Raw genomic sequence first — 26,239 nt, 5'->3', positions numbered from 1 at the left:
AACTTTCGGGTGGGTGTCCCCTCAGAGCATATTCAGACAAAGCGATTGGCTTTCTGAAGCACAAAGTTGTTCAACTCTGTGACAGTCTTAATCACGTGAACCTCTTTGCTACTCGATAGCTCTGTGAGCCTAGACAAAAAATCATCATTCCAAAACTTGGGGCATAGCCTTAAGACCTTATAACTCTCTAATGTGCCTTTAAGTACTGAACTACCATCTGGCCAGCCTTCAGGCTTAACAAATAGGGCTTTGATTAGGCGCTTCGTTACAAACCAGTAACTAACGGGGTAGGCAAGATCTATATAGATCAAGGTATCTGCCGCTTCCAAACGTTTATTGAATGAACCGATAGGCCCAAAGCCATCAATGATCCAGCTCTCTGAGCTCAATATGCTTTCATGTGTTTGATTAAAAACCTCGCGCTCAACAACTTCACCATTTCGTTTATAAACAATTGAATCTAGATGATGAAGCTGTATACCTGTCGCCAAAGCAAGCGCTCTGCTTAAAGCCGACTTCCCACTGCCCGGCTTACCAAAAACTGCAACCTTCTTCATGTGAACTTCTCCGAATGAGAGACTTCCCATAAGGCAGATACAGAAAACCCACCTTTACGGGTGGGTTCAATAAACAAAAGCACATCAAGGATCCCACCATTCCTAAGGAATGATGATAATTCGTTCTTTAAGTTGTTCTATTCTCAATGTCATATAGCCACTCTCATATAAGGCAAGCCAGCTGTCAACGCATTTGTATGAAAATAGAGCAACTCCAGCTGACGACTCAAACCTCTTATTTGACTTTGGTGCCTGCTGAATCGGATCAACCACATCCTGAATCGACTAGCCTGTCGTTAACTGAACGGGCGTGTTGCGTCCAAGCACGATATTAAACGGATGGAGCGATTGTAGGGCAATCATCATATGAGTAACGAACGATTAGCGGTATATCAGTAGCACGAACCGCAGCTAAGCTTGGGGCTAGAACACCAATCAGCATTTTCTAGACTAGTGCTTCTGACTCCTATCAGGTGCAGAGTGAACAGCACAAAACCGAAGTCAGTTTGCGAGATTTTCGGGTGGGTGTCCCCTCAGAGCACATTCAATAGTCTAAATCATCACCCGCTAACGGATTTCATACAACAGCCTTCGTTGCAGAACATAACAGATAGATTGTTTAAGAGCCGCTTTTGTCCGTGAGCACTCGCTTTAGACTGTTTTCACCGGAAGATAAGCACGACACATACTGCGGCAAATCGGGCTAGGACACCCATTCCTTATCATCTAGACTAGTGCTTCTGACTCCTATCTGGTGCAGAGTAAACGGCACAAAATCGGAGTCAGTTAGCGAGATTTTCGGATGGGTGTCCTCGGAGCACTTCAGATGGATGTCCCCTGCTCCCTCTGTAATCTTCATGGGCTTAATCTCCAGCACGATACGCATTGTATGCATCCTTGCTTATAGATATTATCTGATACAGATATAGCACACCATCAAGGAAAGTACGTCATGCCATTCATTGAATGGATTCAAACGAATCTTCTACTTTGGTCATTTATTCTTACCGTGATCACAGTAGTATCAATTCTCTTTATTCTTAAATTTTTACGTAAACTTGGTGGTAAAACATTTAGTGTTAAAGACGTATACACAGTGCTTTTTGTAGGGGTCTTATTTATAGTGCTCAGTATACTTTTAAAAAAGCCACTACTATCAATATATGGCCTTTTTTGGGTTAGTGCATACACATCAACTCTTTGCCTAAGGTATTGTTCAATAAGAGATAGCAAGTTTAACTTGTCCACGGACGCACTTCATCACCAACCTATTTTTTGGCTAGTAATATCACTGCCCGCAGCAATAGCTTTCGGCCTTTCAATCCCTTTATCTGTCAATACTGAATATTGTTTTACTAGCGAATGCTATGACAACTTCATTGACAGGATGTCATTACCATTCAAGATATTTCTATACGTAATAATTCCAGCATCGGTTATGGTTGCCAGATTTCACAGAACCACACAAACTCAAGCACAAATAGAAAAAGCAGAAACGCAAATTTCAAACTCTCAAAAACAAATAAAATTATCCGAAGATAAAAACGCTAGGGACTATTGGCTGACCCACAGAAAAGAATACATTGAATACATTGAAGAGTGCAAACAAAAAGAAATTTTTGGTTATGATATATTAGACCCACTACGAACTTACAGGGCTATATACCCTAAAAACACATCAACATCACCTTATCATCTCCCTGATCGAGAAGTAATCAGAGAGTTCTGCACACTTTATTTTATGGTTAAAAATTATCAAAAGAGAATTGAAAATCTAGCCGAGAATGCAAAAAAAATAGCTATTCCTGCCATTATAGAGCTAGGAGGTGGTACCGATGCCTTCACAGAGAAAGACATTGCAGGCAACGAGTTATTTGATTTTGTAAAATTTTCTAAGCTACGAGATGTAGTATTGAAAGAGTCTGTTAAGTCCTGGATTAAAACAGATAGTTTTAAAAATGAGTCCATACTCCCGATAACACAAAGGATATTAATGATAGAAGACAAAATAGGTCTTAAACACATTAGTATTCCAACAGTTGTAAAAGGTGTACAGATAATCAACATTGAACATAGAGTTAAACACCTGTCAAACTCACTAAATTTGCTTTATGAATTTGAAGAAAGCAAATACAAATCATTATTGAAGATGATAAGATTGTTTGACATTAATACTAACTCAATCAATCCAGATCTAAACAGGGCGTATGATATTAGAGATATATCTCGCGTACTCGAAAGTGAACTTATAACTTCAGAAAGCAAATACACATTTGATTGGGAAAACGCATTGAAAAAAGGGCTGTCTTCAAAAGAATTCTTAAGCTGTTTAGAAGATATGAAAAATGCATGACACTAGGACAAAACTTAATTTAGGCATTACACAGGGCGGGTATTCCGCCCTCACCAATTTAACCCCTTTCAAGCTTCGCAATTAAGCTATCAACAAGCATAAGGTCATTTGCTTTCTCCATATACTCATCCGAATCCTCATCAAGTTCAGCCAAGGATTTTTGTCCCTCCGCTAAGTGGTGCTTCAATATCTGTATCATCATTCGCTGTTCGCTAAGGCTGAACATATTTAACCTACCTGAGAGTCTGTAGCACCTAAGAAACAAGGTCGAGCCAAAGTTTCTAACTGCTGTAGCTTTGACAAATATAAACTTAATGGCATATCGGTAAGAGGACGGATCGTAAAATGGTGTTTACCATCCCGCCCACCATCATCAAGTGAGACGTGCAAGCCACTCGGCATTTTACTGTGCTTGGGCAACTTCCACCATAAAGAACCAAATCGCGGATTACGATAATTAAACAGACTTAAGCCACCAGACTTCGCATCGACAACATCGACACCATTTTTCTGATATACCTTTACATCCCAAGTCTGTTCAAAGTCTCTGGGAGGCGTGGTTCGGATATAGTCAAATTTTGCTTTAGATTTTCTCCCTAGGCGAAACAAGTCGAAGGGGAGAGTGACATAGAATTGAATCGGCGTGTGCATATCAAACATCCTTGTTCGTTAGATAGGCTAAAAAGCTAACCCAATCAGATCGCTGTTACAACCTATTAAAAACATCACATCCGATTAAATTACTGTGTCCTCCGACAAAAAAAGCCGCCAGCGTTAATCACGCTGACGCCTTTTGGGTTCAGCTTAAATACTAACTATCCCTTGGCACAATACGCTCGCCAACCACCTAAGTGGGTGATCTCAGTTGCACCCTCAACGGCGCGGGGTTCGGCGATAAAGCTGGTGTACCAAGCGCCATCCTCCAATTGTACTTTGCCGATGCCCAGCGGGGCTGGAATATCAGCGACAAAGCTGCCAAATGCCTCGATTGGCACGCGCCATGTTTCCACGGCGATGCCAGCGCCAGCCTGTTCATCACGCACCATGGCTGGGCGGCCATCTGCCATGGCGAACAGGCGGTAGTCGGCAGAAGTAATACCTTCTGCGATTTTAACTGCGCCACGCTCGCTCAGCTGCCAGTTAAGCGGCATACCTGAGAGGTGCGCGCCGCACACCACCAGATCGACAACCCCTTTGCCTGCGGGGCTGGTTACGCTGCTGGCTGGCAATGGCTTGTCTAACGCGCCGATGGTTTGTTGGCTGTGCTGGCAGAACTGGTTCGCCAATGACAACAACTGGCGATCGCTGAACGCTTTGCCCAACAGGGTAACGCCAAAGCCTACGCCCATTGGCAGGAAGCCCACCGGTATAGCGATGGCGGCCATATCCAACAGATTAACAAAATTGGTATAGGTGCCTAACTGGCTGTTGAGCTTAATCGGATCGGCTTCTACCGCGGCGATGGTGAAGCAGGTGGGCGTGGTGGGCAGCAGTAAGAAGTCTACCTTTGCCATCACCTGCTCTGCTTGCTGACGGCAGGCCTGCAACTTATACATCGCCTTAAAACCATCGGCCGCGGTGGGTTTAGCACCGCCACCAATTATGGTTTGGATCACCGGCAACATAGCGTCTGGATCTTGGTTAAACAGTGCTTCGGTGGCGACATACCGCTCTGCTACCCACGGCCCTTCGTACAGCAGACGTGCCGCATCGAGAAATGGCGTCATGTCTAGGGCGGTAATTTGATGCCCCAGCGCTTGCAGTTGCGCTATGGCTTGTTGATATAGGCTGGCGGCGGTGTCATCACCAAAAAACTGCAACTGCTCTGGCAGTGGAATGGCAATGGTTTTGCTGTCAGTCAGCGCGCCATAGCGCCGCGCACTGTTGTCAAACGGGTTTGGGCGGCTGTAGGGATCAGCCAGATCATGTCCCTCTGCCGCTGCTAAGGCCAAATTGGCGTCGTCCACGGTTAACGCGAAAATCGACACACAATCCAAACTCTGACACGCCGGGATCACTCCTTTGCAGCTGATCACGCCACGGCTGGGCTTTAAGCCGATGAGGTTATTGAATGCGGCAGGCACCCTACCCGAACCGGCGGTGTCGGTGCCCAAGGCAAAGCTGACTAAGCCTTTGGCGGTGGCAACGGCGGAGCCAGAACTAGAGCCGCCGGAGATATAGTCGGGGTTAAATGCATTTTTGCCTGCGCCCCAAGGAGAGCGCACTCCCACTAAGCCGGTGGCAAACTGATCCATATTGGTTTTACCCATCGGCATAGCCCCTGCGGCGATCAGTTTAGCTACCACGGTGGCGCTGGCATCAGCCTGATAACGGTAGGCTTCGCAGGCAGCGGTGGAATCGACTCCTGCCAAATCTATATTGTCTTTCACCGCAAACGGTACACCATACAGTGGCAACGCGTCGGGCGAGGTTTGCTCCAGCGCCGTCAGATAGCGCTCCAGTTGCGGCAGTTGCAGGCGTTCGATCCAGATATTGTGGTTATCTACCTGCTCCAGCGTCAGTAGGTGTTGAACTAACTGACGCGGGGTGAAGTCACCCTGCTGATAATGCCGTTGCAAACCGGCAATAGTGATGTCGAGCTGCGACCAGTCGAATAGACTGCGGGTATGGGTTTGTTGCATACGGTTTGTTCTCATCTCTACTGGGCTGCTCATGACGATGACTCCTGTAACCAGATCAGTGACTGACCTGCGTTGATCTGAGCGCCCTGCTTACGGCGTAGCGAATTAACGATCCCCGCAATGGGTGCCGTCACCTGAATTTCCATCTTCATCGACTCCAATATGGCCAGCGTTTGTCCGGCTTCAACGGTGTCCCCTTCGGCCACCATCATCTGCCAGACACTGCCTGCCACATGGCTGTCTATCGGCACGCAGTTATCCGGCATGCAATCATCGCTGCCATCGGCAACATCCAGGTCCTGACTCGACTCAAAGTTGATCTGACCGGAAGCTTCCCAGCGCTGTAGCTCTTCATCAAAGGCGGCGTCACGGGCGGTGACAAAGGTGTCGATTTCACTGCTGTTGTCGGCAAGGAACTGCTTGTAGCCTTTCAGGCTAAAGCTGGTTTGCTCGATTTTGAGCGGGTAGCGGCCTTTGGGGAAATCTTCACGGATCTGTTTCAGCTCAGCAGCTGATACCGGATAGAAGCGGATCTGATCGAAGAAACGCAGCAACCAAGGCTTACTGAACTCCTTGCTGCTGTTCGCTTCGCTGAACAGTTTGTTCCACATCTGGCAGGTACGGCCAACAAACTGATAGCCCCCCGGCCCTTCCATGCCATACACACACATGTAAGCGCCGCCAATACCGACGGAGTTTTCTGCCGTCCAGGTACGCGCCGGATTGTACTTGGTCGTCACTAAGCGATGACGGGGATCCAGCGGCGTAGCCACCGGCGCGCCCAGATAGACATCACCCAAGCCCATCACCAGATAGCTGGCATCGAACACGATCTGTTTCACCTGCTCGATGTCGTCGAGGCCATTAATGCGACGAATAAATTCAATGTTGCTGGGGCACCACGGTGCGTCATGACGCACAGACTGCATATATTTTTCAATCGCCAGTCGGCACGCTTCATCGTCCCAACTCAGCGGCAAATGCACGATGCGCGATGGCAGTTCCATTGACTCTAAGTCGGTGAGTGAACGCTCAGCGTATTCAAGGTGGGCTAATAGTTCGGTCAACGACAAGGTCAGTGAATCGTAATGGATCTGCAGCGAACGAATGCCCGGTGTCAGCTCTTTTAGCCCAGCTAGGGAGTTTTCCTGCAGCCATAACATCAGCGCATGCACGCGGAAACGCAGTTCAATATCCAGTACCAGCTCACCATATTCCACCAGCAGGTATTTATCGCCACTGGGGCGATACACCACATCAATACCGACATCATCCTGACTCAGGGTTTTGACTATCGGTGTGGTCGGTAAACAGGGCGAAAACAGAAACTCCTGAGGCGTTAGCGTATCCAGCATCTGCTGTTGCGCTTGTTCCGCTGCTACCGCTTGCTCAATAGACACTGGCACAAAGCGCAGTTTGTCTCCGGCGCGCAGTTGGCCTAACTTCCAGCGGTCTGCGGCGATCACTGTGGCCGGACAAACAAAGCCCCCTAGCGACGGGCCATCAGGACCTAAGATCACCGGCATATCACCGGTAAAATCGATGGTACCGATGGCGTAGGCGTTATCGTGAATATTGGAGGGATGCATCCCCGCTTCGCCACCGTCACGGCGCGCCCATTGCGGTTTCGGGCCGACTAAGCGCACCCCCGTACGACTGGAGTTGTAATGCACCTCCCAGTCGCTGCCAAAGAACATCTCGATATCTTCCGCAGTGAAAAAATCAGGTGCGCCGTGGGGGCCGTAGATCACATGCAGTGTCCAGCGATTACCGACCTTGGGCTTTAGCTCGTTCACTAGCTCTGTGCTTGTCTGACTCGCGTCCGGCACGACGGCACACAGATGCAGCGTATCGCCCACCTGAAGAGCACGACCGTTGTGCCCCCCAAACTGTCCCAAGGTGAATGTGGATTTAGAGCCAAGGTAATCGGGGCAGTCTATGCCACCGGCAACGAGCAGATAACTGCGGCTACCAGACTGTGCCACTTTGCCCAGTTGCAAGGTGTCGCCAGCGCGAACATCTATCACCTGCCACATCGCTATCGGCGTACCATTAAGCTGAGCCTCGATCTCCGCGCCAGTAAGCACTAACTGGCGATCGCAGTTAAAACGCAACGTCGGGCCACTGAGAGTGATCTCCAAACCTGCGGCAGTTTTGTCGTTGCCCAGTAAACGGTTACCGAGTTGGAATGAACGATCGTCAAATGGCCCTGACGGTGGCACACCCACATCCCAATAGCCTTGCCGCGCAGGAAAGTCCTGAATGGTGGTCATGGTGCCAGCCATCAACACATCGATACTCAGGGGCTGGTAGTTGAAGCTATTTAGTAAACGGGTATGCACCTTACCGGCATTCACATCAGCATTTGCCAGCACCTGTTGCAGATAGCTGAGGTTGGTTTCAATACCATAGATGTGGCTAGCTGCCAGCGCAGCCTGCAGCTTGGCGATGGCGTCCGCGCGATCATCACCATGCACAATCACCTTGGCGAGCATGGGGTCAAAAAATGGCGAGACCGACTGCCCCGCAGACAACCAGTGGTCGACCCTCAATTCAGGGATATCTGGCCAGCTCACCTGACTCAGCGTCCCGGCGCAAGGTTGGAAATCTTTATTTGGATCTTCGGCATACAGGCGCACCTGAATGGCATGGCCTTTGGCGCTAAGCCCGGCGGCCAATTCAGGCAGGGATGGCAGGGTTTGTTGTCCGAGTTTTACCATCCAGGCAACAATATCCACATCAAAGATAGCCTCGGTGACACCGTGCTCTACCTGTAAGCGGGTATTCACTTCGAGGAAGTAGTACTGACCGTCACTCACATCGTAAATGTACTCCACCGTGCCCGCACTGCGGTAAGCGATGGCTGACATCAGGCGTTCTGCTGTGGCTTCCATCTGCGCTTGGGTCGCGGCAGGCAAACAGGGAGGCGGCGTCTCTTCCACGACTTTCTGATTACGGCGTTGCAGGGAACAATCCCGCGCCCCCAAAGTAACCACATGACCAGCACCATCACCGAACACCTGCACTTCAACGTGACGGGCGGTTTGAATATATTTCTCCAGAAATACGCCGGCATTCCCAAAGTTATTCTGACTGAGGCGGATCACTGAATCATAAGCTTGCAGCAACGTGTCTTTGTCTTCACACAGCTGCATGCCGATCCCCCCACCACCGGCGGTACTTTTCAACATCACGGGATATCCGATCTGATCCGCGGCGGCGACCGCTTCATCCAGTGAGGTCAATAAGTCTGTGCCCGGCACCAGCGGAACACCATTTTGCTCAGCCAGTTCACGGGCACTGTGTTTCAAGCCAAACGCTTCCATCTGTGTCGGTGTTGGGCCAAGAAAACAGATATCACTTTGCTCGCAACGGCGCACAAAGTCGGGGTTTTCACTGAGAAAGCCGTAGCCGGGGTGGATCGCATCGGCGCCCGCCTGCTTGGCGATGGCGAACAGCTTGTCTTGATCCAGATAGGTAGTGGCGGCTGCGCCCTCACCTAATGAAAATGCCTGATCGGCTTGTTGCACATGCAGAGAGTCGCGATCGGCTTCTGCGTAAACTGCTACAGACTTTAAGCCGAGAGCTTTCAGGGTACGAATAATACGTGTGGCGATGGCCCCACGATTGGCAATGAGCACGGTGGTTATCATAGAGAAACTGCCTGTTTGCCTGATGGGTCGTCCCATCATCATTCATTCACCTCTGGGTCGTCCCAAAGGGGCGCTGGCGCGCGAACAGTTAGCTTATATAAGCGTTTTTAACTCAATCCCAAATCAACACTTCAACCGGGGTTGGGTTGTAGGCGTTGCAGGGGTTATTCAGTTGCGGACAGTTGGAAACCAGTACGATCACATCCATGGCCGCTTTCAATTCAACATATTTGCCCGGCGCAGAGATACCATCAGCGAAGGTCAGGCCGCCATCGGCAGTCACTGGCACATTCATAAAGAAGTTGATGTTGTGGGTGATATCGCGCTTGGTCATGCCGAAGTTTTCATTCTCCGCCACCGCCAGCATCCAGCTGTCACGGCAGGCGTGCATGCAGCGTTTCTCCAGATCATAGCGGACGGTATTACTTTCCGTCGCACAGGCACCGCCCAGAGTGTCGTGACGGCCACAGGTGTCTGCGACGATCTCCAACATCGGATTACACTCGTTGGACATCAATACCGTGCCCGCAGTCAGGAACACATTGCCCTGCTCTCGAATGGTGTCCATGGCGCTGTAGCGTTCACTGGGATCAGCAGCGGAATAGAACAGCGTGTCAGCGGCCTGATTACCTTCCAGATCGACAATACGCATAGTCTGCCCTGCTTTCACCACTTTCATGTAGTAGTCACCGGCGAGCACAGTATCGGCGATCACCGCCTCAGTGGCGTTCAGTTTACTTTCAGTGATCATGGCAGCCTCCGTGATGGCCAGTGGCAGATGTAAAACCGGCGTCGCCAGCCAGATAAAGCGCGTTGTTTTTAAAGCCTCGGCCATTTTCAGCGCAGTGGGTTAAGCAGATATCGTCATCAGCGACCGCACCGGCTTGTTGCAAGGTGATCGCCACAGGCTTAGCCGGATACTCACCCGCCGGATGCAAAGGATGCGGGCAGGTATGCAGCAATACCAGCGTGTCCATCTCAAAGCGCAGCACGATCTCGTCACCAGCTTGACTGTGATCCGCCACGTAACTGAGGTTGCCTAAATCATCCACAGACACCTTACTGAACAGGTTGAGATTGGCGGCCATATCCTTTTTACCCAAGCCATACTTCGCCAGTTCCACAAGAAACGCGGTGTAGCCATTCTGGTGCCACTGGTTGCCCGCTTGCTGGTAGTTTTTATCACCGAAGCGTTTCGCAATAGAGGCCTTGGTTGAGTTGCCACACACGGTGTCATGCCAGCCCAGGCTGTCTTCCGTGATGGAGCAAAAAATACGCCCCATATCAGAGTAGAGACAGTTGCCTTTAGTCAGCTTAAAGGTGTGCTGACATTTCAGGGTGTCAGGCGCGTTATAACGCTCCAGCAGATCTTCCGGGTTGTAGAACAACATGCCTAGGTTGGCGCCGCCCTCTATATCTTTAATCCTTAATTCCATGCCACGACGCACCCGCAACGACCAGTGACTGGCCGCAGGGATGGTGGTGGTGTAACTCTCTTGCTCACTCATTGTTGCACTCTCACTTAAGCCAGCTTACGCACAGTTGTTAACTCGGGATCCAGTTGCTGTGCCAAGTCTGCGTGGTTGTCTTTATGGATCGGTAAGTCATAGGTAATCGAGGCACCATAGGCGTTCGGCGCCTGTGGGTCGTGCCTCACTTTGTCGAACACCCAAAGCCGCGAGCCCAGCGCAAACGCTTCCGACAGATCGTGGGTGATCATAAACACGGTCAAGTTTTCCTGCTGCCACAGTTCACGCACCAAGGTATGCATGTCAGCACGAATGCCGGGATCAAGTGCGCCAAACGGTTCATCCAGCAACAGTACTTTCGGCTTAGCAACCAGCGCCTGCGCCAGCGCTAAACGCTGCTGCATACCGCCGGACAGTTCATGGGGATAACGCTGAGCAGCAGGCGTAAGGCCTACCCGATCTAACATGGCATCCACCTGCAGTAACGCCTTGGCTTTTGCGCCACCAAATAAGCGACCTAACCAACGACTTTGTTGCAGCTCTAAACCGACCAGTACGTTCTCGCGCACGGTCAAATGGGGAAACACCGAATAGCGCTGGAACACGATACCGCGTTCGCCATCAGGCTCCGCCTTCAACGGCTGCCCTTCTAGCTTGATACTGCCCTTAGAAGGGATTTCAACACCCAGTAGCATTTTCAGGAAGGTGGTTTTACCGCAACCGGACGCCCCTACCAGCGTGACAAACTCTCCCTGCTCTACGTTCTTGTTGAGCCGCTCAAGCACCACGTTGTCGCCGTAGGATTTCCAAATATTTTTAATCTGGATGTAGCTCATGACTGGCCTCCTTGGCTCTGTTGCGAGTGATACCAGGGAAACGCTTTTTTGCTTATCAGACGCAAACCCCAGTCAATCAGGAATGCCAACAGGGTGATCCAAAATACATACGGCAAGATCACATCCATCGACATATAACGCCTAACCAAGAAGATGCGATAACCCAGACCGTCAGTGGCGGCAATCGCTTCTGCCGCGATCAGGAACAGCCACGCTGAGCCTAACGACAAACGTACCGCATCCAACAGGCGGGGTAACAACTGCGGCAACAACACCCGTTGGATCAACTGCCAGCTATTGGCACTCAAGGTCTGTGCCTTAATCAACTGTTCAGAGGGGATATCCAGGGTTCGCGCCTGCATGTCGCGGATTATAAAAGGCGCGATACCAATGACGATCAGCACCACTTTCGACAATTCACCGAGGCCGAAAATAATGAACAACACCGGCAAAATAGCCATGGGAGGGATCAAGGAGATAGCGACCACTAACGGCGACAACTTGGCGCGCATCAACGGCACCGCACCATTGCCCAAACCGATAATCAAACCGATCAAAGCACTGATACCCACACCCATTGCCAAGCGCGTTAAGCTACTTGCCGTGTCCTGCCAGAACAGGTACTCGCCAGTGCGTTTACTCGGCTCGAAAGCCAGACGCTGGATCGCATCAGCCATCTTGGTGATGCCGGGCAGCAGCTTGTCATTGGCATTTTCAGCCAGCCGCGCTTCTGATGCAGCCATATACACCAACAACAGCAAGATAAAAGGCAATAGCCCCAATATCCAGCGCATAGGTGATGAAGGATGACGATTCACGATTCGCATGACGTGGACTCCGGTGTCAAAGGCTAAGCGGGAGAACCGGCTGGCTCTCCCAGATCCTGATGAGTTCGATGAGCCAATGGCTTACAGTTTGATTTTGCCTTCAGCGGCCATCTGCATGTAGCTGGGATCAAAGCGGAACTGGATATTGCTTGCGTCACCGTAAACACCAGCAGGGGTTTCGATACCGATAAACGTGGCATCGGCAGCACCATCACCCAATAAGCCATGCTCGAATGAGAATTCGGCCACGTACTTCATGGTGTCTTTCAACTGTGCACTGGTGGTGAACTCAACCGCTGAAGCGGGGGTGTAGAACATCTTGGTAGAGGCAAGTTGTGCTTCGTAACCTTTCAAGTCGGTACCGGAAGCCACACCCATGGCGTAACGGGCTTTCTCACCGACGTCGCCATCAGTGCTCATCACACCCATGATCTCGTACCAGGCGCCCACCAAGGCTTTACCAAAAGCAGGGTTTTCTTTCAGGGTGTCGGTGTTAACCACTAACAGATCGATGATCTCACCAGGGATCTGCGAAGAATCAAATACCTTCGCCGCGTTCGGCATGGTCGTGATCTCAGACAGCAGCGGGTTCCAGGTAGTCACCGCGGTCACATCCTTCGTCGTAAACGCAGCCACTAGATCCGCGTCAGAAGTGTTAACCACCTTAATATCTTTTTCACTCAAACCCACGGTCGACAAACCGCGCGCCAATAGATAGTGGGAAACCGACAGCTCAACCAGATTCACCTGTTGGCCCTTAATGTCGGCCAGTGACGCGCCCTCTTTTAGCACTACGCCATCATTGCCGTTGGAGAAATCACCAACAATCAGTGCGGTAGAATCAACACCGCCAGCGGCGGGAATGGTCAGGGCATCCATGTTGGTCATGGTACAGCCGTCAAAAGCGCCAGCGGTGTACTGGTTGATCGACTCAACGTAGTCGTTGATCTGCACAACATCGATCTCGATGTCATATTTGTCCGCCCACTTGTTTACGATGCCTTCCGCCTCGCCGTAATGCCAAGGCATCCAGCCAACGTAGATGGACCAACAGATCTTGAAGTTGTCTTTAGCGAATGAAGCGGGAGATGCGAGCAGTAATAGCGCGAGTGCCGTGGCTTTGATTTTCATTGAGCGTACCCCTTTCGTATTGGCGTTTTTTATTTGCGCAGAAGGTGACGACGGCATCACTGCCTTCGGTTCATCCTCCCGGGCTTTTATCCCGCCGTGTAACCTCGAAAGAGGTCGTTCGCTCTCGGACCAGACACTTGCGATGCAAGCCGGAACCCTAGCCAACTATTTTCCAAATTGTCGGAACAGTAAAGGCAAACAACGCCATCAACTCTTCTGCTGCAAATACTAATACAAATGCTGTGCCAACCAATAAAGCACTTATAAAACAGTTAATTAAATGAAACAGAGTTCAAGACAGATAAACTTCCGCCCCAAAACGGGGCAGCCAACGAGATCTACATCACTGCGATTGGGCAATTAGAGTGCATCGCCCAACCTAGTTAAGAAAGCAATACTCGACCATCGAAACAGAATGCTGCTTCACTCCAATTATTGTTGCGAAATATTAGGCTATGCTTTTGACATAGCAACGTTTTCTAACTTCATAACGAGCCAACAGAAACTCGGGCAAAGTCACGATGACACAAAACGAAATGATAGAGCTGCTGCATTCATTGGCTGTCTTCAAAGACCTAAGCCACCGGCAACATGTTGTGTTGGCAAAATACGCGGTAATTGAAGAGATACCAGCGGGTGAGATATTGATTTCAGATGGTGTTTGCTTTGACAGGCTAAGCCTCATTCTCTCGGGTAAAGTCGGTTATTACCGGCAAGAGCGAGGCGAGGCGGAATCATTAGTGATGGAATCTTACCAATCCTATTTTGTCGGTATATTTGGTTTACTTTTCAAACGCAGCCCGGGGGTGAAAGCCCGCGTGCTTGAACCTGTAAAAATGCTATCGTTGCAATTTGAACATATTGCTTTCTTTGAAAAAAATGAACCTGCGATCGCCTTAGCCTTGTACAAAAACATCTCCATGCTTTGTGCTGAAACGATACTAAGAGTGATAAATAAATGAATAGGTTATGTGGCTAGTCCCCTCTGCGGCAGCGACATAAGTGATTATTTTCTAAGTAAAAACATCGTTCTCCCAGTTACCATGCAGTAGCCCTCAACCTGTAGTGTTTAATGCGCCCGCGGAGATCGGCTTATTCCATCTCCAAAACATAAGCTCCTCTGTCATTCTAGTGCTCTCAAGTTCACTGTTTTGTCCTTGAAACAAAATGAACGCTTTATCGATCTGGATCGTATAGTCAGCGGTAAGTGGTCAGCGCTACACTGAGCACTGCAACAGATTGCCATAGAGATGATTAATGAGAGTACCTAACAGATGAGCAGATGGTTGTTCCTATTCGTTGTTGTTATCAACGCGTTGGCATTAAGCAATGCTCAAGCCGCCTCAGAACCACAACAACATCCCCATATCGAAGTCCAGCTGGTCAGCGAGTTCAGTCATTGGCAGCAGGATACCCCCAACTGGGTGGCGGTGGTCTTGCGGCCTGAGCACCATTGGCACACCTACTGGGTTAACCCCGGAGAATCGGGTTTACCGACACGGATTAATTGGACGTTACCAGATGGCGTTGAGGCGGGTGATATCGTTTGGCCAACGCCTGAGCGGATTGAAGCGGCGGGGATCATTAACCTAGGTTTTGAAGAAGAAACCCTACTGTTGGTGCCACTGACCGGCGAGCCCAGCGCAGAGAGTCCCGAGATCAATATCCGCGCTGACGTGAGCTGGCTGGTGTGTAAAGAGAGCTGTATCCCCGGCAATGCGACGCTCCAGATGACGCTGGCAAAACCGGACGGCAACATTCCGCTGCCGACAGAGTTTGCCGCAGCCTTTGGCCAAGCCAGAAGCCAAACAGCAACACCCTTGTCACTGACGGCACACACCAGAGTGCTCTCCGCTGAGGCTGAACAACGGACGCTGCAATTGGCGATTACCAGCAGCGCGTTGCAGCAAGCATCAGCAGATTTATCATTGACCATGCTGGCTGGCAGCGATCTGTTTGTCGAACAAGAGTCCTTAGTACAAGCTTCGGCATTGCCCCGTTGGCAGCAACAGGGTGACACACTAGTGGCCAGTCTGGCGCTAAACGATTACTTCACAGCCCTTCCCAAACAAACCGCTTGGTTATTGATCACACCGGATAATAAGCGCCTGCGGTTCAGCGCAACCGCTGGAGATTGGCCAGCCCCCTCGGACACAGCCGTTACCGCACCCGCAGGATCTGCACAGAACGGCGCACATTCACTGCTGATCCTGATGCTGATGGCACTGATCGGTGGCTTACTGCTTAACCTGATGCCCTGTGTTTTCCCGGTACTGGCGATTAAAGCGGTCAGCCTGATGAAGTTAAGGGGCAAAGAGAAACGCGAAGCCCGCTTGCATGGGTGGCTCTATCTCGGAGGGATCCAAGCATCGCTCCTGCTACTCAGTGGCTTACTGCTGCTACTGAAATACTCAGGGCAACAGATCGGCTGGGGCTTTCAGTTGCAAGATCCCTGGTTTTTGGCGGTACTGGCGTCCTTGATGCTCGCCATGGCTCTGGCGCTGTTTGGCGTGTTTGAACTGGGCGCACGTTTTATGTCAGTTGGCCAAGCGCAGATCAGCCGTGGCGGCCATCAGGCATCGTTTCTTTCTGGCGTGTTGGCCGTGGTGGTCGCCAGTCCCTGCATGACGCCGTTGATGGCACCCGCCATCGGTACGGCGTTGACCTTGCCCGCCATTGAGATGATCCTAATCATGCTGGCATTGGGCTTTGGCCTTGCCCTGCCTTTGTGGGCGATCAGCATGTTACCGCGACTGGCAGCGATGTTACCCAAGCCGGGGCCTTGGCTGGAAACCTTTAAGCAAGCGATGGCCTTTCCGCTGTTGCTGACATCAGTGTGGTTGCTCTGGCTACTCAGTAACCATCAAATATTGGCGGTGATAGCGACCCTACTGCTATGGGTGATTGTGGCTATGTTGGTGTGGATGCGCCGTCGCCAGTTGCATCGTACCTTTGTTGTGAGTCTGGGGTTGCTTCTCGCTGCTGGCATTAGCTATCAATTCACTCTATCGGCAACGCAATCAGAACAAGCCCTGCCCGAACAAGCCTATAGCGCGGAACGGCTTAGCGACAGCTTGTCATCAAACCAAGCGGTGCTGGTCAATATGACCGCTGATTGGTGTTTAACCTGCAAGGTAAATGAACGGATAACCTTTGCTGATAGCAAGGTAAAAGAAGCGTTTAACCAGCTGGGTATCACTTACCTGGTCGGTGACTGGACCCATAGAGATGCCAATATCACCCAATACCTGGATCAATTTCAGCATGCAGGCGTCCCCCTGTATGTACTTTACGATAAGCAAGGTAACAGTCAGGTGTTACCACAGCTGCTAACCCCGACACTTTTGATCGATTCGTTAAACAAAGCGGTACAAGTGAAACCAAACCGACAACCACCAGTGGAGTAATCACATGTTGAAAATCACCCTCGCGCGCTTTTGCAAATACGCCCTGATGATAGCTACCTTAGTGAGCAGTTCGTTGGCATTCGCTGCCGCTAAACCTGGGCAGGCCGCACCGGATTTTTCACTACCAAGTGCCAGTGGCGATACTGTGAAGCTATCGGACTACCAAGGAAAATACGTGGTCCTGGAATGGACCAATCATGATTGTCCCTTCGTGAAAAAACATTACGGCAGTGGCAACATGCAGGCACTGCAGAAGCAATACACTGGCGAAGATGTGGTATGGCTATCGATAATCTCGTCGGCACCCGGTAAGCAGGGTAACGTTTCAGCCACTGAAGCGATGACGTTAACCAAAAGTCGCAATGCCCACCCAACCCACGTGCTCCTAGACAGCAGTGGTGACGTAGGCAAAGCTTACGGCGCAAAAACCACGCCGCATATCTATGTGATCACACCACAAGGTGAACTGGCGTACATGGGTGCCATCGACAGCATCAAATCAGCCGATCCTGCCGATATTCCAAAAGCAGACAACTACCTGCAGCTGGCGATGGCTGATCTCAGCCAAGGCAAAGCAGTAGCTCAACCACTCACCAAGCCCTACGGCTGTTCAGTGAAGTACTAGCCTAAGACGTTAGGCAATACGCCAACATGTTCTGCAGGAGCGGCTTGTTGGTGTATTGCCCTATAGAGATAGAAGCTCAGTGCAAGCCAAGTGAATGGAGCTGCCTTCCTTGCATAGAGAGCACGTAGGAATTGGTCAAATAAACAGCTGTACTTTAAGATCCAGTCTCTGTACTATGCACGCAGCTCGAAAGAAAGCCTATTGTTTACATTCTCCATGACGTTGTTTTATTCGTAATTCCTCGCCCTGTAGTATCTAAGTATCAGTCTATTTTCTCGCTAAAATTGCCTTTCCATAGGCGCAAATATATTTAAATATCAGGATGTTATTATGTCTAACACAGTAAGCGGTACAGTAAAGTGGTTTAACGAAGCTAAAGGTTTCGGTTTCATCGAGCAGAAAGATGGTCCAGACGTATTCGCTCATTTCAGCGCTATCGCCAGCACAGGTTTCAAAACCTTAGCTGAAGGCCAACAGGTAGAGTTCATCGTAACTCAAGGCCCTAAAGGCCCACAGGCTGAGAACATCGTAGCTGTATAAGCTGCCTCTCAGTTACAAAAAAGGACACGCCTCACGGCTTGTCCTTTTTTTGTCTTTAAAACAGGATTGATACTGCGCCGCTCGCGGAAGAGCTATGGCATCTGCTGATAAGATAATGCGCTGGCAGCTACTCTGCTGCAACCAGACGCTGGTATAGCTGGTCTTTCATCTCCGCTCTTTCATGTTTAAGTTGTTGCATCGCCAGGTCATCAATCGGCGCACCATTCAGTTCGAGTACCCGTATCTTTTTATCTAAGGCGTTGTAATTCTTATTCTCTTTCGCAAAAGATTCATCACTTTCAATAAGTTTTGCTATGAGATCTTGGTATTTAGGAAAATCATGACCGAGAGAATGGCTTTCACCCAACATACACACCCCTTTCTTTCGTCAACGACGAAATCTGATTTATTAGAGTTAGTAAATGTAGCAGCTATCGGGTGATTAACCCGTGGGTTAGAGCATCGATCGATTGCTCAACCGAAATCACCTAGCCAGAGGTGTGGCTACTCATCAGATAGACCTTCTCATCCATCATACTTTTCGGCGCTGACGGATCTTCAGGATCATAGAGCAGACTATGTTGGCCATACAGCAGCTCCACTTGGTAATGCGCTTGGTATAGCGCTGCTATCTCTGCATCTACCATTAAGGCAGAATTGCTCACCGCTTCATCTGCTGATTCTGTTGTCATCAGCAGTATCTGAGTGGGTTGCGCTAAGGTTTGTTGAAAGTGTTCGATATAACGGGGGCGCAGCTCGGCGGCAAACGCCGTCAGCGATGTGCAATCATAAAGCGTGCGAATGCCATGCAAATCATTAGCGGTCAGATCAAAAACATCGCCACACCAGATCTCAATATTGCTCGCACGCCAGATAATAAAGCGTCCTCTTTTCTCGCGGCTGGGTTTCACCTGCCGGGATTCGAAGTAGGCCTTGATGGCGATCCTGCTCAATTCGACGCCCATCACTCGATAGCCGAGATCGGCGAGCAGATCCATATCATGGCTTTTGCCGCATAACGGCACCAGGATCTTTTCATTCGCGGGCAGGTTCAGCTGGGATAAAAAGCGGCGCAGCAAATGATGGCTAACCGCTTGGTGAAAGCCTATGTCGTTACGCTTCCACTTCTCTTTCCACAGGAGATTACTCATCGACGGCTTAATAAGCGTCGAATAACCGTAAGATCCTGACCTATCCCTTGGCTGGCAAAACGGAGGAGAGACAACATATTGACCGCTATCTAGACAGGTATGAGTGCTACCATCCCATATAAGCGAGCAAATAGACATCTTGTTATCTGAAAAGCGCTACCACCACTTTGCTACCTGGCAAAAGCGGTGGCCGCCATCATAGGTCTCAGGCTACTTTCAGTGCTTGTTGCTGACTGGCTAAATACTCGTTGTAGCTGCCCTGGAAATCGATCACCTGCTGATCTTTAATCTCGATCACCCGCGTTGCCAGTGACGAAACAAATTCACGGTCATGGCTAACAAAGATCAGTGTGCCTTCATAACCAGCTAACGCCGAATTCAAAGCTTCAATCGCTTCCATATCCAGGTGGTTGGTTGGCTCGTCCATGATCAAGACATTGGTGTCCATCATCATCAGTTTGCCAAATAGCAGGCGGTTCTTCTCACCACCGGAGCAAACACGTGCTTTCTTGTTGGCATCATCGGCAGTGAACAATAAGCGCCCCAGCATGCCCCGCACCATTAAGTCATCATGTTTCGGCGTACGCCACTGCGACATCCACTCAAACAGTGTTAAATCGTTGTCAAAATCTGCACTGCTGTCTTGCGGGCAGTAGCCAATAACGGCGTTTTCTGACCACTTAACCTCGCCGACATTGGCTTGCAGCTCATCAACAAGGCAACGTAAGAACGTGGTTTTACCGGCGCCATTCTCACCGATAATCGCCAAACGCGCCCCAGCTTCCAGGATCACATCGCCATTATTGAACAACGCTTGCTGCTCAAAACCGTGACCGAAGTTTTCCAGCACCAATGCCTGACGATGCAATTTCTTATGCTGCTTAAACTGCAGCGATGGTGAAACACGGCTGGATGATTTCACTTCATCCAACTGAATTTTATCCATCTTTTTAGCCCGAGAACTCGCCTGTTTGGCTTTGGATGCGTTCGCAGAGAAACGATTAACGAACTGTTGCAACTCCTCCAGCTCGGCACTCTTCTTTGCGTTCGACGCATGCAATTGCTCGCGGATCAAACTAGAAGCCGCAGTAAATGCTTCGTAGTTACCCGGATAGATGCGCAACTCACCATAATCAATATCAGCCATGTGAGTACAGACTGAGTTCAGGAAGTGGCGATCGTGGGAAATAATGATCATGGTGCACTTACGCTGATTCAGCACGGTAGCTAACCAGTTGATGGTATGAATATCCAGGTTATTGGTTGGTTCATCCAGCAACAACAGATCAGGATTAGCGAACAGTGACTGCGCCAGTAAAACCCGCAACTTGCGGCCTGGTGCGATCTGACTCATCAAGCCAAAATGCAGCTCCTCCTCAATCCCGGCTTGCAACAGGATCTCACCCGCCCGACTTTCTGCGGTATAGCCATCCATTTCAGCGAACTGGGTCTCCAACTCTGCCACCGCCATGCCATCTTCTTCACTCATTTCGAGCTTGCTATAGATGGCATCACGCGCCTGTTTCACTTTCCATAAAGCCACATCGCCCATGATCACCGCATCCACTACGCTGTACTCTTCAAAGGCGAACTGATCCTGGCTAAGCGTACCGACTGTGAGTCCTGGCGTTATCGAAACATTGCCCGAGGTGGCGGTTAACTCACCGCTTAGGATCTTCATGAAAGTCGATTTACCGCAACCATTGGCGCCAATCAGGCCGTAGCGATTGCCATTACCAAACTTGGCGGAGATATTTTCAAACAGAGGCTCAGCACCAAACTGCATGGTGATGTTAGCGGTGGTGATCAAAAGGAATATCCTTGATAGAAGGCGGTATCGGGCATAACGCACAAAATTGCGAGAAGTGTGCTGCGAGAGGGTGCGCACTATAGAGATTTGCGACGGCTATGTCGAATAAGATTGTATGCTAAATAGACGTTTTTAAGCTTGGTCGTTAACGGCAGAACCACGTGATGGAGCCAAGTCAGTGCACCATCGGCGCACTGACTCCTGAAGTATCAGCTATCTTCCTGCGCAGAAATTACCCTGTTTCTACCGGTTTCTTTGGCATGGTATAGCGCCTGGTCTGCGCGCTTAATGAGTTGATTGAGTGCCTCACCAACCTGACACTGGGCGACGCCGAAGCTAGCAGTCACTTTTATCGGATAATCGAAGCTTAGGCTGAGTAGTTGTTGCCGCAACTTTTCAGCAAGGCTAGCAGCACCATTCAAGGTCGTCCCTGCACTGACCACCATAAACTCTTCGCCACCCCAGCGCCCAACACAATCAGCCTTACGGACTGTCTCCTTCATCAGTTCAGCGACACGAGTTAACACGGCATCTCCCGCCTGATGACCAAAATTGTCATTAACCTGTTTAAAATGGTCCAAGTCGAGGATAATCACTGAGAAAGTCTGCTGATAGCGCTTAAAGCGCTCCATCTCAGTCGCTAACACTTCATCCAATTTACGGCGATTGTGCACCTGCGTGAGGACGTCGGTCACCAACAGCTTTTCAATCGCTTTTCGGTCATTAATATCCTGAGATATCTGGGTATACCCCGTTAGCTGGCCGTCGGCGTCATACTCTGGACTAATGACACTGTCGATCCAGAAATCTTCTCCTGACTTCTTCCGATTATGCAGTTCGCCCCGCCAGGTTTTGCCGGAACGGATGGTACCCCAAAGATCTTGATACAGGCTTTCGGGTGTTTCCGGATGACGTACGACGTTATGGCTCTTCCCCTCAAGCTCCCACAAGGCATAGCCACACTTTTCACTAAATGCGGAGCTGACATTGGTGATAACACCATCTGTATTGGTCGTCGAACTGATAACGTAGCGATCTAACACTTCGTTGGTTCGGTGCAGAGCATCAAGCGCACTGCGTAACTCTGACTGCAAACGCGCAGGAAACATGGCCGCAAGCCATGACAGTGGGAACGAAATTAATACCACGATGGCTGCGATCACGGTCGCCGCCGTCATGTTCCCGCTCTGCAACTGCTCTACAGCCTCAAGTTTGGGTATCATCACCACCTGCAAGCGCTCTCCACTGCGGTAGTACTCATCGATACTAAAGCTCTGTATATTCCCGACCGCAGCATTAGGACTGACCAAAATCTCAGCAGCGACATCAGGCATCACCCGCTTGAAAGATTCTTTTCCCGGCAGATAACGGCTCCAGGCCAGCGCAGCATCGCGATGAAACAGGATCTCACCGTCACCATCAATAAGAAAAATATCGAAATCATTGGAATAGACCAGCTGACTGAGCATCTGCTCAGCCTCAGCGTTAATGATCACCATACCAGCGAACTGGTTATTGGAAAAAATCGGAGTGGATACACGATAGGTGGGCCGAACGGGTCGCTCTATCTCGCCATTCTCCACATTCAGATCTAGTTTCGAGTGCCAAAACTGACGAGCAGGCAGCTGAGCCGTTTCGGTAAAATAATAACGATTACGCTTGTTTTGCATTTTCTCATCAGCAACAACGTCCACCCGCTGGCCATCTTTGCTTCGGTCAACGCGAATACGTTCAAAACCATTGGCATCAATAAACCTTACCTGCATAAAGCCACGGTGAGAGTGGGCAGAGGCAAGAAAAAGATGTTTCGCTGCGGTACGGGTTGCACTGTTGGGGTTGTCGATGAATGCCTGGGTCAATGGGTTTTCTGCTAACGCTCGGACAATCACTTCCAACGATTGCACCGTTTGGCTCAGATCTTCTACCTTGTTTTTTCTTTCGATAACGAATCGACGCTGCACCTCTTCATCAATATTTGAAAACTGTAATTGGTAATTGATAAGTGAGGTCAAAATGGCGATCGCGGCACCGAACGCAACAAAGCAAAGGGAGAGAATAACGTAACTTTTTTTACTGCTGGTGGGTAGATTATCTCCAGGCTGAAATGGTGTTGGCATTGATAAACTCCCACGTATATACCTACATTCTGTATGGCATTAAGAAGTTTAGCTAAAACTTAACCAAGTTAGTACAACTAAGTAACAAAAGTTTAATCTGTGATAGCTAGCGAATTTACCGAGATTGAATGTTTAACAGCAAGGCGGTGGTAAGCTATAAAAGCTGCTCCATCCGAAGGGCTACCGCACTCATATTTTCGGCCATCAAGGGTGTCACTGAAACGGAGGCGTTTACAAATCACTATGTGGCTAGAGATCATTATTGCAGTGCTATCGGGAATTGCCGGCGGAGTGACTCTAATAGGGTTGGCCGCTTTGCTGGGGGTTCGCCTAGGCGGCTATTTTAGCCCGCCGCTGTTTATGTTGGGGCTTGCTGCGTTATTGGCTGTAGTCGCCTACCACTTGGCGTTGAAACCACAGTTCTATGTGGTCATTTCCCAGGACAATAAGCCGTTAACCAACTACAGCATGCCCCGAATAGCGGACAGTATATACATCACTGAACATGCAGATATTCAACCCGAACTGGAGTTTAGTGATCTAGTCATCCAACTCGAACACTCTGAGGAGTGGAAGCTGTGTCAGCACTACCCTTCACAGCAACTCGATATATGCGTCAATAAAAAAGGCTGGTGGTGATAGTTAGCAGGCAATCAATCTATTGGCTAAGTGGTGCAATCGATTGTTTTTCCGCGAAGCAATCCAGACCACTTATTTCCGCGGCAGGCACAGGTTTAGCGAAATAGTACCCTTGCATTTGATGGCAATGCATCTGTTGCAGCATCTCTACTTGCTCTTGTGTTTCAACGCCTTCGGCGATCACTCGCAACCCCAAGTTTTCAGCTAATGAGAGTGTCGCCTGAATAATCTTCTGGTTGGTGTTCCGTGCATCTGAACTAACCACGAAACTTCGATCAATCTTCAGCTTATCAACATGCAGGTCTTTAAGCCGGCCAAGGGATGAGTATCCCGTACCAAAATCATCAATGGCGATTTTGACGCCCATCTCCTGCAGTGCAGCAAGTTTTTGCGCACTGTTCTCAAAGTCCGTGAGTAACGCGGTCTCGGTAATTTCAAGCTCTAGACTGGTTGGCTTTATGCCGTGCTGTTCGATCGCTATCTGCACAGAGCGAACAAAGTCACTGCGTTGCAGTTGTTTAGGCGAGATATTAACTGCGATGACTCTGTCACCGATAAGCCAGGGCTTAGCTTCTTGTATCGCGCGATCTAATACCCAGTGTCCAATCGTTTCAATTAAACGGGTCTCTTCTGCCACCTCAATAAAGACCCCTGGCGGGATTAGTTCATCGTCATGCAACCAGCGTAATAACGCTTCAAAGCCAATCACTTCCCCTGTTTTCAGATCCACTTGGGGCTGAAACACCAAATAGAACTCGTTAGCGACGATTGCTTGCTTTAAGCCACTCTCCAAACGATAGCGCTGCTCTAGCGCTTCACCAATATCGTCAGAATAGAGATGAAACTGGCCTTTGCCCTCATCCTTGGCCTTATACATGGCAGCATCCGCAGCTCTTAGCAATGCATCTGGGGCATCGCCATCCTCCGGATATACCGCTATGCCAATACTATAATTGAGCATAATTTCATGCTCTGCAACGATGTGAGGGATCCGTTGTGAATCAATGATCCGTCTGACGGTATGCAGGATGTTGTAATCAGAGTCACTCAAGTCGAGTAGTATCACAAATTCATCACCACCTAACCTAGCTACCGTATCCTCTTGACGCATTTGCGATAGCAAACGATCCCCCACGCTTTTGATCAGCATATCGCCTTGCGCGTGACCATAGGTATCATTCACCACTTTGAAATTGTCGAAATCAAGAAACAAGACGCCCACAGAGTGCTGACGGCGTTTAGCGCTGGATAGCATCTGGTTCAAACGCTCAATGGCTAACGCGCGATTGGGTAAATCAGTGATGGGATCGTAATAAGCATTAATGGATATTTCGCGATTCAAACGCTTAATATCAGCCATCCGGCGAACGCCATAGACAACAGCAACCATACCGATCCACAGCAGTGCCAGTAGGAGCTCATCAAGATCCCAGGACTCATGCGATCGGGTAAATTCATACAACGCCTCTACCAATTCGAATTCAAAATAGGTCGTTGTAAAAGTCAGGGCAACAACGACAACGACACCGATGGCGAGCTCAAATCGAGCCGCTCTGCGTAATCGTTTAGAGGTGTGGGTTTGGCTCAGTTGTTGAGCGCGTTTAGGCATCCGACTCCCTTCGCTTGGAACCATCTTTTGCTTAATTTTAGCGCGTATTTTCAACACAGTAGAAAAACTAACAGGTAAACCCTGCAGAAGATCAAACGCGCTGCCAGGAAATGTTGCTTGCCCGGCCGACAACCAGCTAAAAGAGTCCCACCACCCTAAATCAGGCTAACACCTAACATTTATCTGCCGTATACCGGTTTATATCTCCCTGTAACGCCGCCACAGCCTGTTGATGCTGACATTCACTGTCTGTAGGGGGATACTGCTTATCCCAGGCTTGAAATAGCTTACGCTGCTTACTGCTGAGCTTCACCCCATGCTTGTCAGCCATATAAAAGTAGATACGCGCGATCCAGCCTCGCGCGCGCTGTGGTGGCTCAGCAACCCGCTGCTTAAAATCGACCTTCATCGGACATTGGCCATAGCTGCCATATTTTGATGATGTGACCATCCCAAAGCGGAAATTACTGCGGTTGCCATTAACTTCGCCAATGGCGGGCACCAGGTTATGCATATCCCCTTCAAACGCCTTAAACGCAGTACTGTGCTTGCCACACTTTTTACGACCACCATTTTGCCAACATTGCTTTTGATGACCATATTCCCACGCTGGCACGACATGCTCCCACTCGATACGACTAGCGCGTTTTTTCTCTTTACGCACTTGATAGCCGCAGCTCGCGAGATCAGGAATGAGCTTCTTACCCTGCGTTTGAAAACGACAGCCACAATAAAAGGAAGTAGGCTCTAGCTGGCCAGCATAGAGGGACTTTAATTGGCGTTTCGCCTGAGAAAAACTGTACTCATCGGCCAGAGCTTGAACGGATAAAAACAGAGAAAACAACGCAAAAAACAGCACACGATACAACAAGA

General features: G+C 49.6%; 21 protein-coding genes and 1 riboswitch. Of the genes, 6 read left to right on the top strand and 15 right to left on the bottom strand.

Annotated features, from left to right (window positions below; translation table 11 throughout):
• Positions 1-32: 32 nt before the first annotated feature.
• Entirely contained in the window at positions 33-557 is a 525-nt protein-coding gene (locus EZV61_RS11700; RefSeq protein ID WP_131415789.1) for a P-loop NTPase family protein, read from the bottom strand.
• Positions 558-1,509: 952 nt separating this feature from the next.
• Here EZV61_RS11700 and EZV61_RS11695 point away from each other — a divergent pair.
• Positions 1,510-2,910, top strand: coding sequence for a hypothetical protein (locus EZV61_RS11695; protein WP_131415787.1), 1,401 nt, complete (start codon positions 1,510-1,512; stop codon positions 2,908-2,910).
• A gap of 228 nt (positions 2,911-3,138) precedes the next feature.
• Here EZV61_RS11695 and EZV61_RS11690 read toward each other — a convergent pair whose 3' ends face one another.
• The 8 genes from EZV61_RS11690 to EZV61_RS11655 form a co-directional block, all read right to left on the bottom strand.
• Positions 3,139-3,561, bottom strand: a complete 423-nt coding sequence (locus EZV61_RS11690; protein ID WP_131415785.1) for a Tse2 family ADP-ribosyltransferase toxin — start codon at positions 3,559-3,561, stop codon at positions 3,139-3,141.
• 164 nt (positions 3,562-3,725) lie between these two features.
• Positions 3,726-5,585, bottom strand: a complete 1,860-nt coding sequence (atzF, locus tag EZV61_RS11685) for an allophanate hydrolase (RefSeq protein WP_240695197.1) — start codon at positions 5,583-5,585, stop codon at positions 3,726-3,728.
• Positions 5,582-9,205, bottom strand: a complete 3,624-nt coding sequence (uca, locus tag EZV61_RS11680) for an urea carboxylase (protein WP_131415783.1) — start codon at positions 9,203-9,205, stop codon at positions 5,582-5,584. The genes atzF and uca overlap by 4 nt, the downstream gene beginning before the upstream one ends.
• A 112-nt stretch (positions 9,206-9,317) precedes the next feature.
• Complete coding sequence (locus EZV61_RS11675; protein ID WP_131415781.1) at positions 9,318-9,956, bottom strand: urea amidolyase associated protein UAAP2; 639 nt, start codon at positions 9,954-9,956, stop codon at positions 9,318-9,320.
• Positions 9,946-10,713, bottom strand: a complete 768-nt coding sequence (locus tag EZV61_RS11670; protein WP_131415779.1) for an urea amidolyase associated protein UAAP1 — start codon at positions 10,711-10,713, stop codon at positions 9,946-9,948. Before EZV61_RS11670 ends, EZV61_RS11675 begins: the two co-directional genes overlap by 11 nt.
• Positions 10,714-10,727: 14 nt before the next feature.
• Positions 10,728-11,510 carry an ABC transporter ATP-binding protein gene (locus EZV61_RS11665; protein WP_130567264.1) on the bottom strand — a complete coding sequence of 261 codons (783 nt, stop codon included), beginning with the start codon at positions 11,508-11,510 and terminating at the stop codon, positions 10,728-10,730.
• Entirely contained in the window at positions 11,507-12,337 is an 831-nt protein-coding gene (locus tag EZV61_RS11660) for an ABC transporter permease (RefSeq protein ID WP_114339515.1), read from the bottom strand. Before EZV61_RS11660 ends, EZV61_RS11665 begins: the two co-directional genes overlap by 4 nt.
• Before the next feature lie 81 nt (positions 12,338-12,418).
• Positions 12,419-13,468 (bottom strand): putative urea ABC transporter substrate-binding protein, encoded by a 1,050-nt coding sequence (locus tag EZV61_RS11655; RefSeq protein ID WP_205695375.1) that lies wholly within the window; start codon positions 13,466-13,468, stop codon positions 12,419-12,421.
• 73 nt (positions 13,469-13,541) lie between these two features.
• Positions 13,542-13,640: riboswitch (guanidine-I (ykkC/yxkD leader) on the bottom strand.
• Between the two features lie 364 nt (positions 13,641-14,004).
• Between EZV61_RS11655 and EZV61_RS11650 the strand changes: the two genes are divergently transcribed.
• From EZV61_RS11650 to EZV61_RS11635, 4 genes are all read left to right on the top strand, one after another.
• Positions 14,005-14,430: a cyclic nucleotide-binding domain-containing protein gene (locus EZV61_RS11650; RefSeq protein ID WP_131415777.1), complete on the top strand. Its 426-nt coding sequence runs from the start codon at positions 14,005-14,007 to the stop codon at positions 14,428-14,430.
• 312 nt (positions 14,431-14,742) lie between these two features.
• Entirely contained in the window at positions 14,743-16,875 is a 2,133-nt protein-coding gene (locus EZV61_RS11645) for a protein-disulfide reductase DsbD family protein (protein ID WP_131415775.1), read from the top strand.
• Between the two features lie 4 nt (positions 16,876-16,879).
• Complete coding sequence (locus EZV61_RS11640) at positions 16,880-17,500, top strand: thioredoxin family protein (protein WP_131415773.1); 621 nt, start codon at positions 16,880-16,882, stop codon at positions 17,498-17,500.
• A gap of 330 nt (positions 17,501-17,830) precedes the next feature.
• Positions 17,831-18,040 (top strand): cold-shock protein, encoded by a 210-nt coding sequence (locus EZV61_RS11635; protein ID WP_114339509.1) that lies wholly within the window; start codon positions 17,831-17,833, stop codon positions 18,038-18,040.
• Positions 18,041-18,167: 127 nt separating this feature from the next.
• Here EZV61_RS11635 and EZV61_RS11630 read toward each other — a convergent pair whose 3' ends face one another.
• The 4 genes from EZV61_RS11630 to EZV61_RS11615 form a co-directional block, all read right to left on the bottom strand.
• Positions 18,168-18,410 carry an HP1242/YdcH family protein gene (locus tag EZV61_RS11630; protein WP_114339508.1) on the bottom strand — a complete coding sequence of 81 codons (243 nt, stop codon included), beginning with the start codon at positions 18,408-18,410 and terminating at the stop codon, positions 18,168-18,170.
• Positions 18,411-18,528: 118 nt separating this feature from the next.
• A complete protein-coding gene (locus EZV61_RS11625) occupies positions 18,529-19,191 on the bottom strand; it encodes a class I SAM-dependent methyltransferase (protein WP_158538099.1) in 663 nt (220 codons plus the stop codon).
• A 205-nt stretch (positions 19,192-19,396) separates the two neighbouring features.
• On the bottom strand, positions 19,397-21,001 hold the full coding sequence (locus EZV61_RS11620; RefSeq protein ID WP_131415771.1) for an ABC-F family ATPase: 1,605 nt from the start codon (positions 20,999-21,001) through the stop codon (positions 19,397-19,399).
• A 209-nt stretch (positions 21,002-21,210) separates the two neighbouring features.
• Complete coding sequence (locus EZV61_RS11615; protein ID WP_131415769.1) at positions 21,211-23,118, bottom strand: sensor domain-containing diguanylate cyclase; 1,908 nt, start codon at positions 23,116-23,118, stop codon at positions 21,211-21,213.
• A 243-nt stretch (positions 23,119-23,361) separates the two neighbouring features.
• Here EZV61_RS11615 and EZV61_RS11610 point away from each other — a divergent pair, with 243 nt between their 5' ends.
• A complete protein-coding gene (locus tag EZV61_RS11610; RefSeq protein WP_131415767.1) occupies positions 23,362-23,757 on the top strand; it encodes a hypothetical protein in 396 nt (131 codons plus the stop codon).
• 19 nt (positions 23,758-23,776) lie between these two features.
• On the opposite strand, the gene EZV61_RS11605 is transcribed toward EZV61_RS11610, so the two are convergent.
• Both EZV61_RS11605 and EZV61_RS11600 read right to left on the bottom strand, forming a co-directional pair.
• Entirely contained in the window at positions 23,777-25,366 is a 1,590-nt protein-coding gene (locus EZV61_RS11605; protein WP_165569590.1) for a putative bifunctional diguanylate cyclase/phosphodiesterase, read from the bottom strand.
• 172 nt (positions 25,367-25,538) lie between these two features.
• Positions 25,539-26,237: an endonuclease gene (locus EZV61_RS11600; protein ID WP_131415763.1), complete on the bottom strand. Its 699-nt coding sequence runs from the start codon at positions 26,235-26,237 to the stop codon at positions 25,539-25,541.
• Positions 26,238-26,239: the final 2 nt, after the last annotated feature.

It is taken from the genome of Corallincola luteus, assembly GCF_004336975.1.
Classification (GTDB): domain Bacteria; phylum Pseudomonadota; class Gammaproteobacteria; order Enterobacterales; family Neiellaceae; genus Corallincola; species Corallincola holothuriorum.
Note: the sequence above shows the minus strand (reverse complement) of the source record. Positions and strands in the feature narration are given on the sequence as shown.

What these genes read in the sequence shown, in the direction of transcription:
- EZV61_RS11700 (WP_131415789.1), bottom strand. Translation starts at nt 557, where the DNA reads ATGAAGAAGGTTGCAGTTTTTGGTAAGCCGGGCAGTGGGAAGTCGGCT.
- EZV61_RS11695 (WP_131415787.1), top strand. Translation starts at nt 1,510, where the DNA reads ATGCCATTCATTGAATGGATTCAAACGAATCTTCTACTTTGGTCATTT.
- EZV61_RS11690 (WP_131415785.1), bottom strand. Translation starts at nt 3,561, where the DNA reads ATGCACACGCCGATTCAATTCTATGTCACTCTCCCCTTCGACTTGTTT.
- atzF (WP_240695197.1), bottom strand. Translation starts at nt 5,585, where the DNA reads ATGAGCAGCCCAGTAGAGATGAGAACAAACCGTATGCAACAAACCCAT.
- uca (WP_131415783.1), bottom strand. Translation starts at nt 9,205, where the DNA reads ATGATAACCACCGTGCTCATTGCCAATCGTGGGGCCATCGCCACACGT.
- EZV61_RS11675 (WP_131415781.1), bottom strand. Translation starts at nt 9,956, where the DNA reads ATGATCACTGAAAGTAAACTGAACGCCACTGAGGCGGTGATCGCCGAT.
- EZV61_RS11670 (WP_131415779.1), bottom strand. Translation starts at nt 10,713, where the DNA reads ATGAGTGAGCAAGAGAGTTACACCACCACCATCCCTGCGGCCAGTCAC.
- EZV61_RS11665 (WP_130567264.1), bottom strand. Translation starts at nt 11,510, where the DNA reads ATGAGCTACATCCAGATTAAAAATATTTGGAAATCCTACGGCGACAAC.
- EZV61_RS11660 (WP_114339515.1), bottom strand. Translation starts at nt 12,337, where the DNA reads ATGCGAATCGTGAATCGTCATCCTTCATCACCTATGCGCTGGATATTG.
- EZV61_RS11655 (WP_205695375.1), bottom strand. Translation starts at nt 13,468, where the DNA reads ATGAAAATCAAAGCCACGGCACTCGCGCTATTACTGCTCGCATCTCCC.
- EZV61_RS11650 (WP_131415777.1), top strand. Translation starts at nt 14,005, where the DNA reads ATGATAGAGCTGCTGCATTCATTGGCTGTCTTCAAAGACCTAAGCCAC.
- EZV61_RS11645 (WP_131415775.1), top strand. Translation starts at nt 14,743, where the DNA reads ATGAGCAGATGGTTGTTCCTATTCGTTGTTGTTATCAACGCGTTGGCA.
- EZV61_RS11640 (WP_131415773.1), top strand. Translation starts at nt 16,880, where the DNA reads ATGTTGAAAATCACCCTCGCGCGCTTTTGCAAATACGCCCTGATGATA.
- EZV61_RS11635 (WP_114339509.1), top strand. Translation starts at nt 17,831, where the DNA reads ATGTCTAACACAGTAAGCGGTACAGTAAAGTGGTTTAACGAAGCTAAA.
- EZV61_RS11630 (WP_114339508.1), bottom strand. Translation starts at nt 18,410, where the DNA reads ATGTTGGGTGAAAGCCATTCTCTCGGTCATGATTTTCCTAAATACCAA.
- EZV61_RS11625 (WP_158538099.1), bottom strand. Translation starts at nt 19,191, where the DNA reads ATGAGTAATCTCCTGTGGAAAGAGAAGTGGAAGCGTAACGACATAGGC.
- EZV61_RS11615 (WP_131415769.1), bottom strand. Translation starts at nt 23,118, where the DNA reads ATGCCAACACCATTTCAGCCTGGAGATAATCTACCCACCAGCAGTAAA.
- EZV61_RS11610 (WP_131415767.1), top strand. Translation starts at nt 23,362, where the DNA reads ATGTGGCTAGAGATCATTATTGCAGTGCTATCGGGAATTGCCGGCGGA.
- EZV61_RS11605 (WP_165569590.1), bottom strand. Translation starts at nt 25,366, where the DNA reads ATGCCTAAACGCGCTCAACAACTGAGCCAAACCCACACCTCTAAACGA.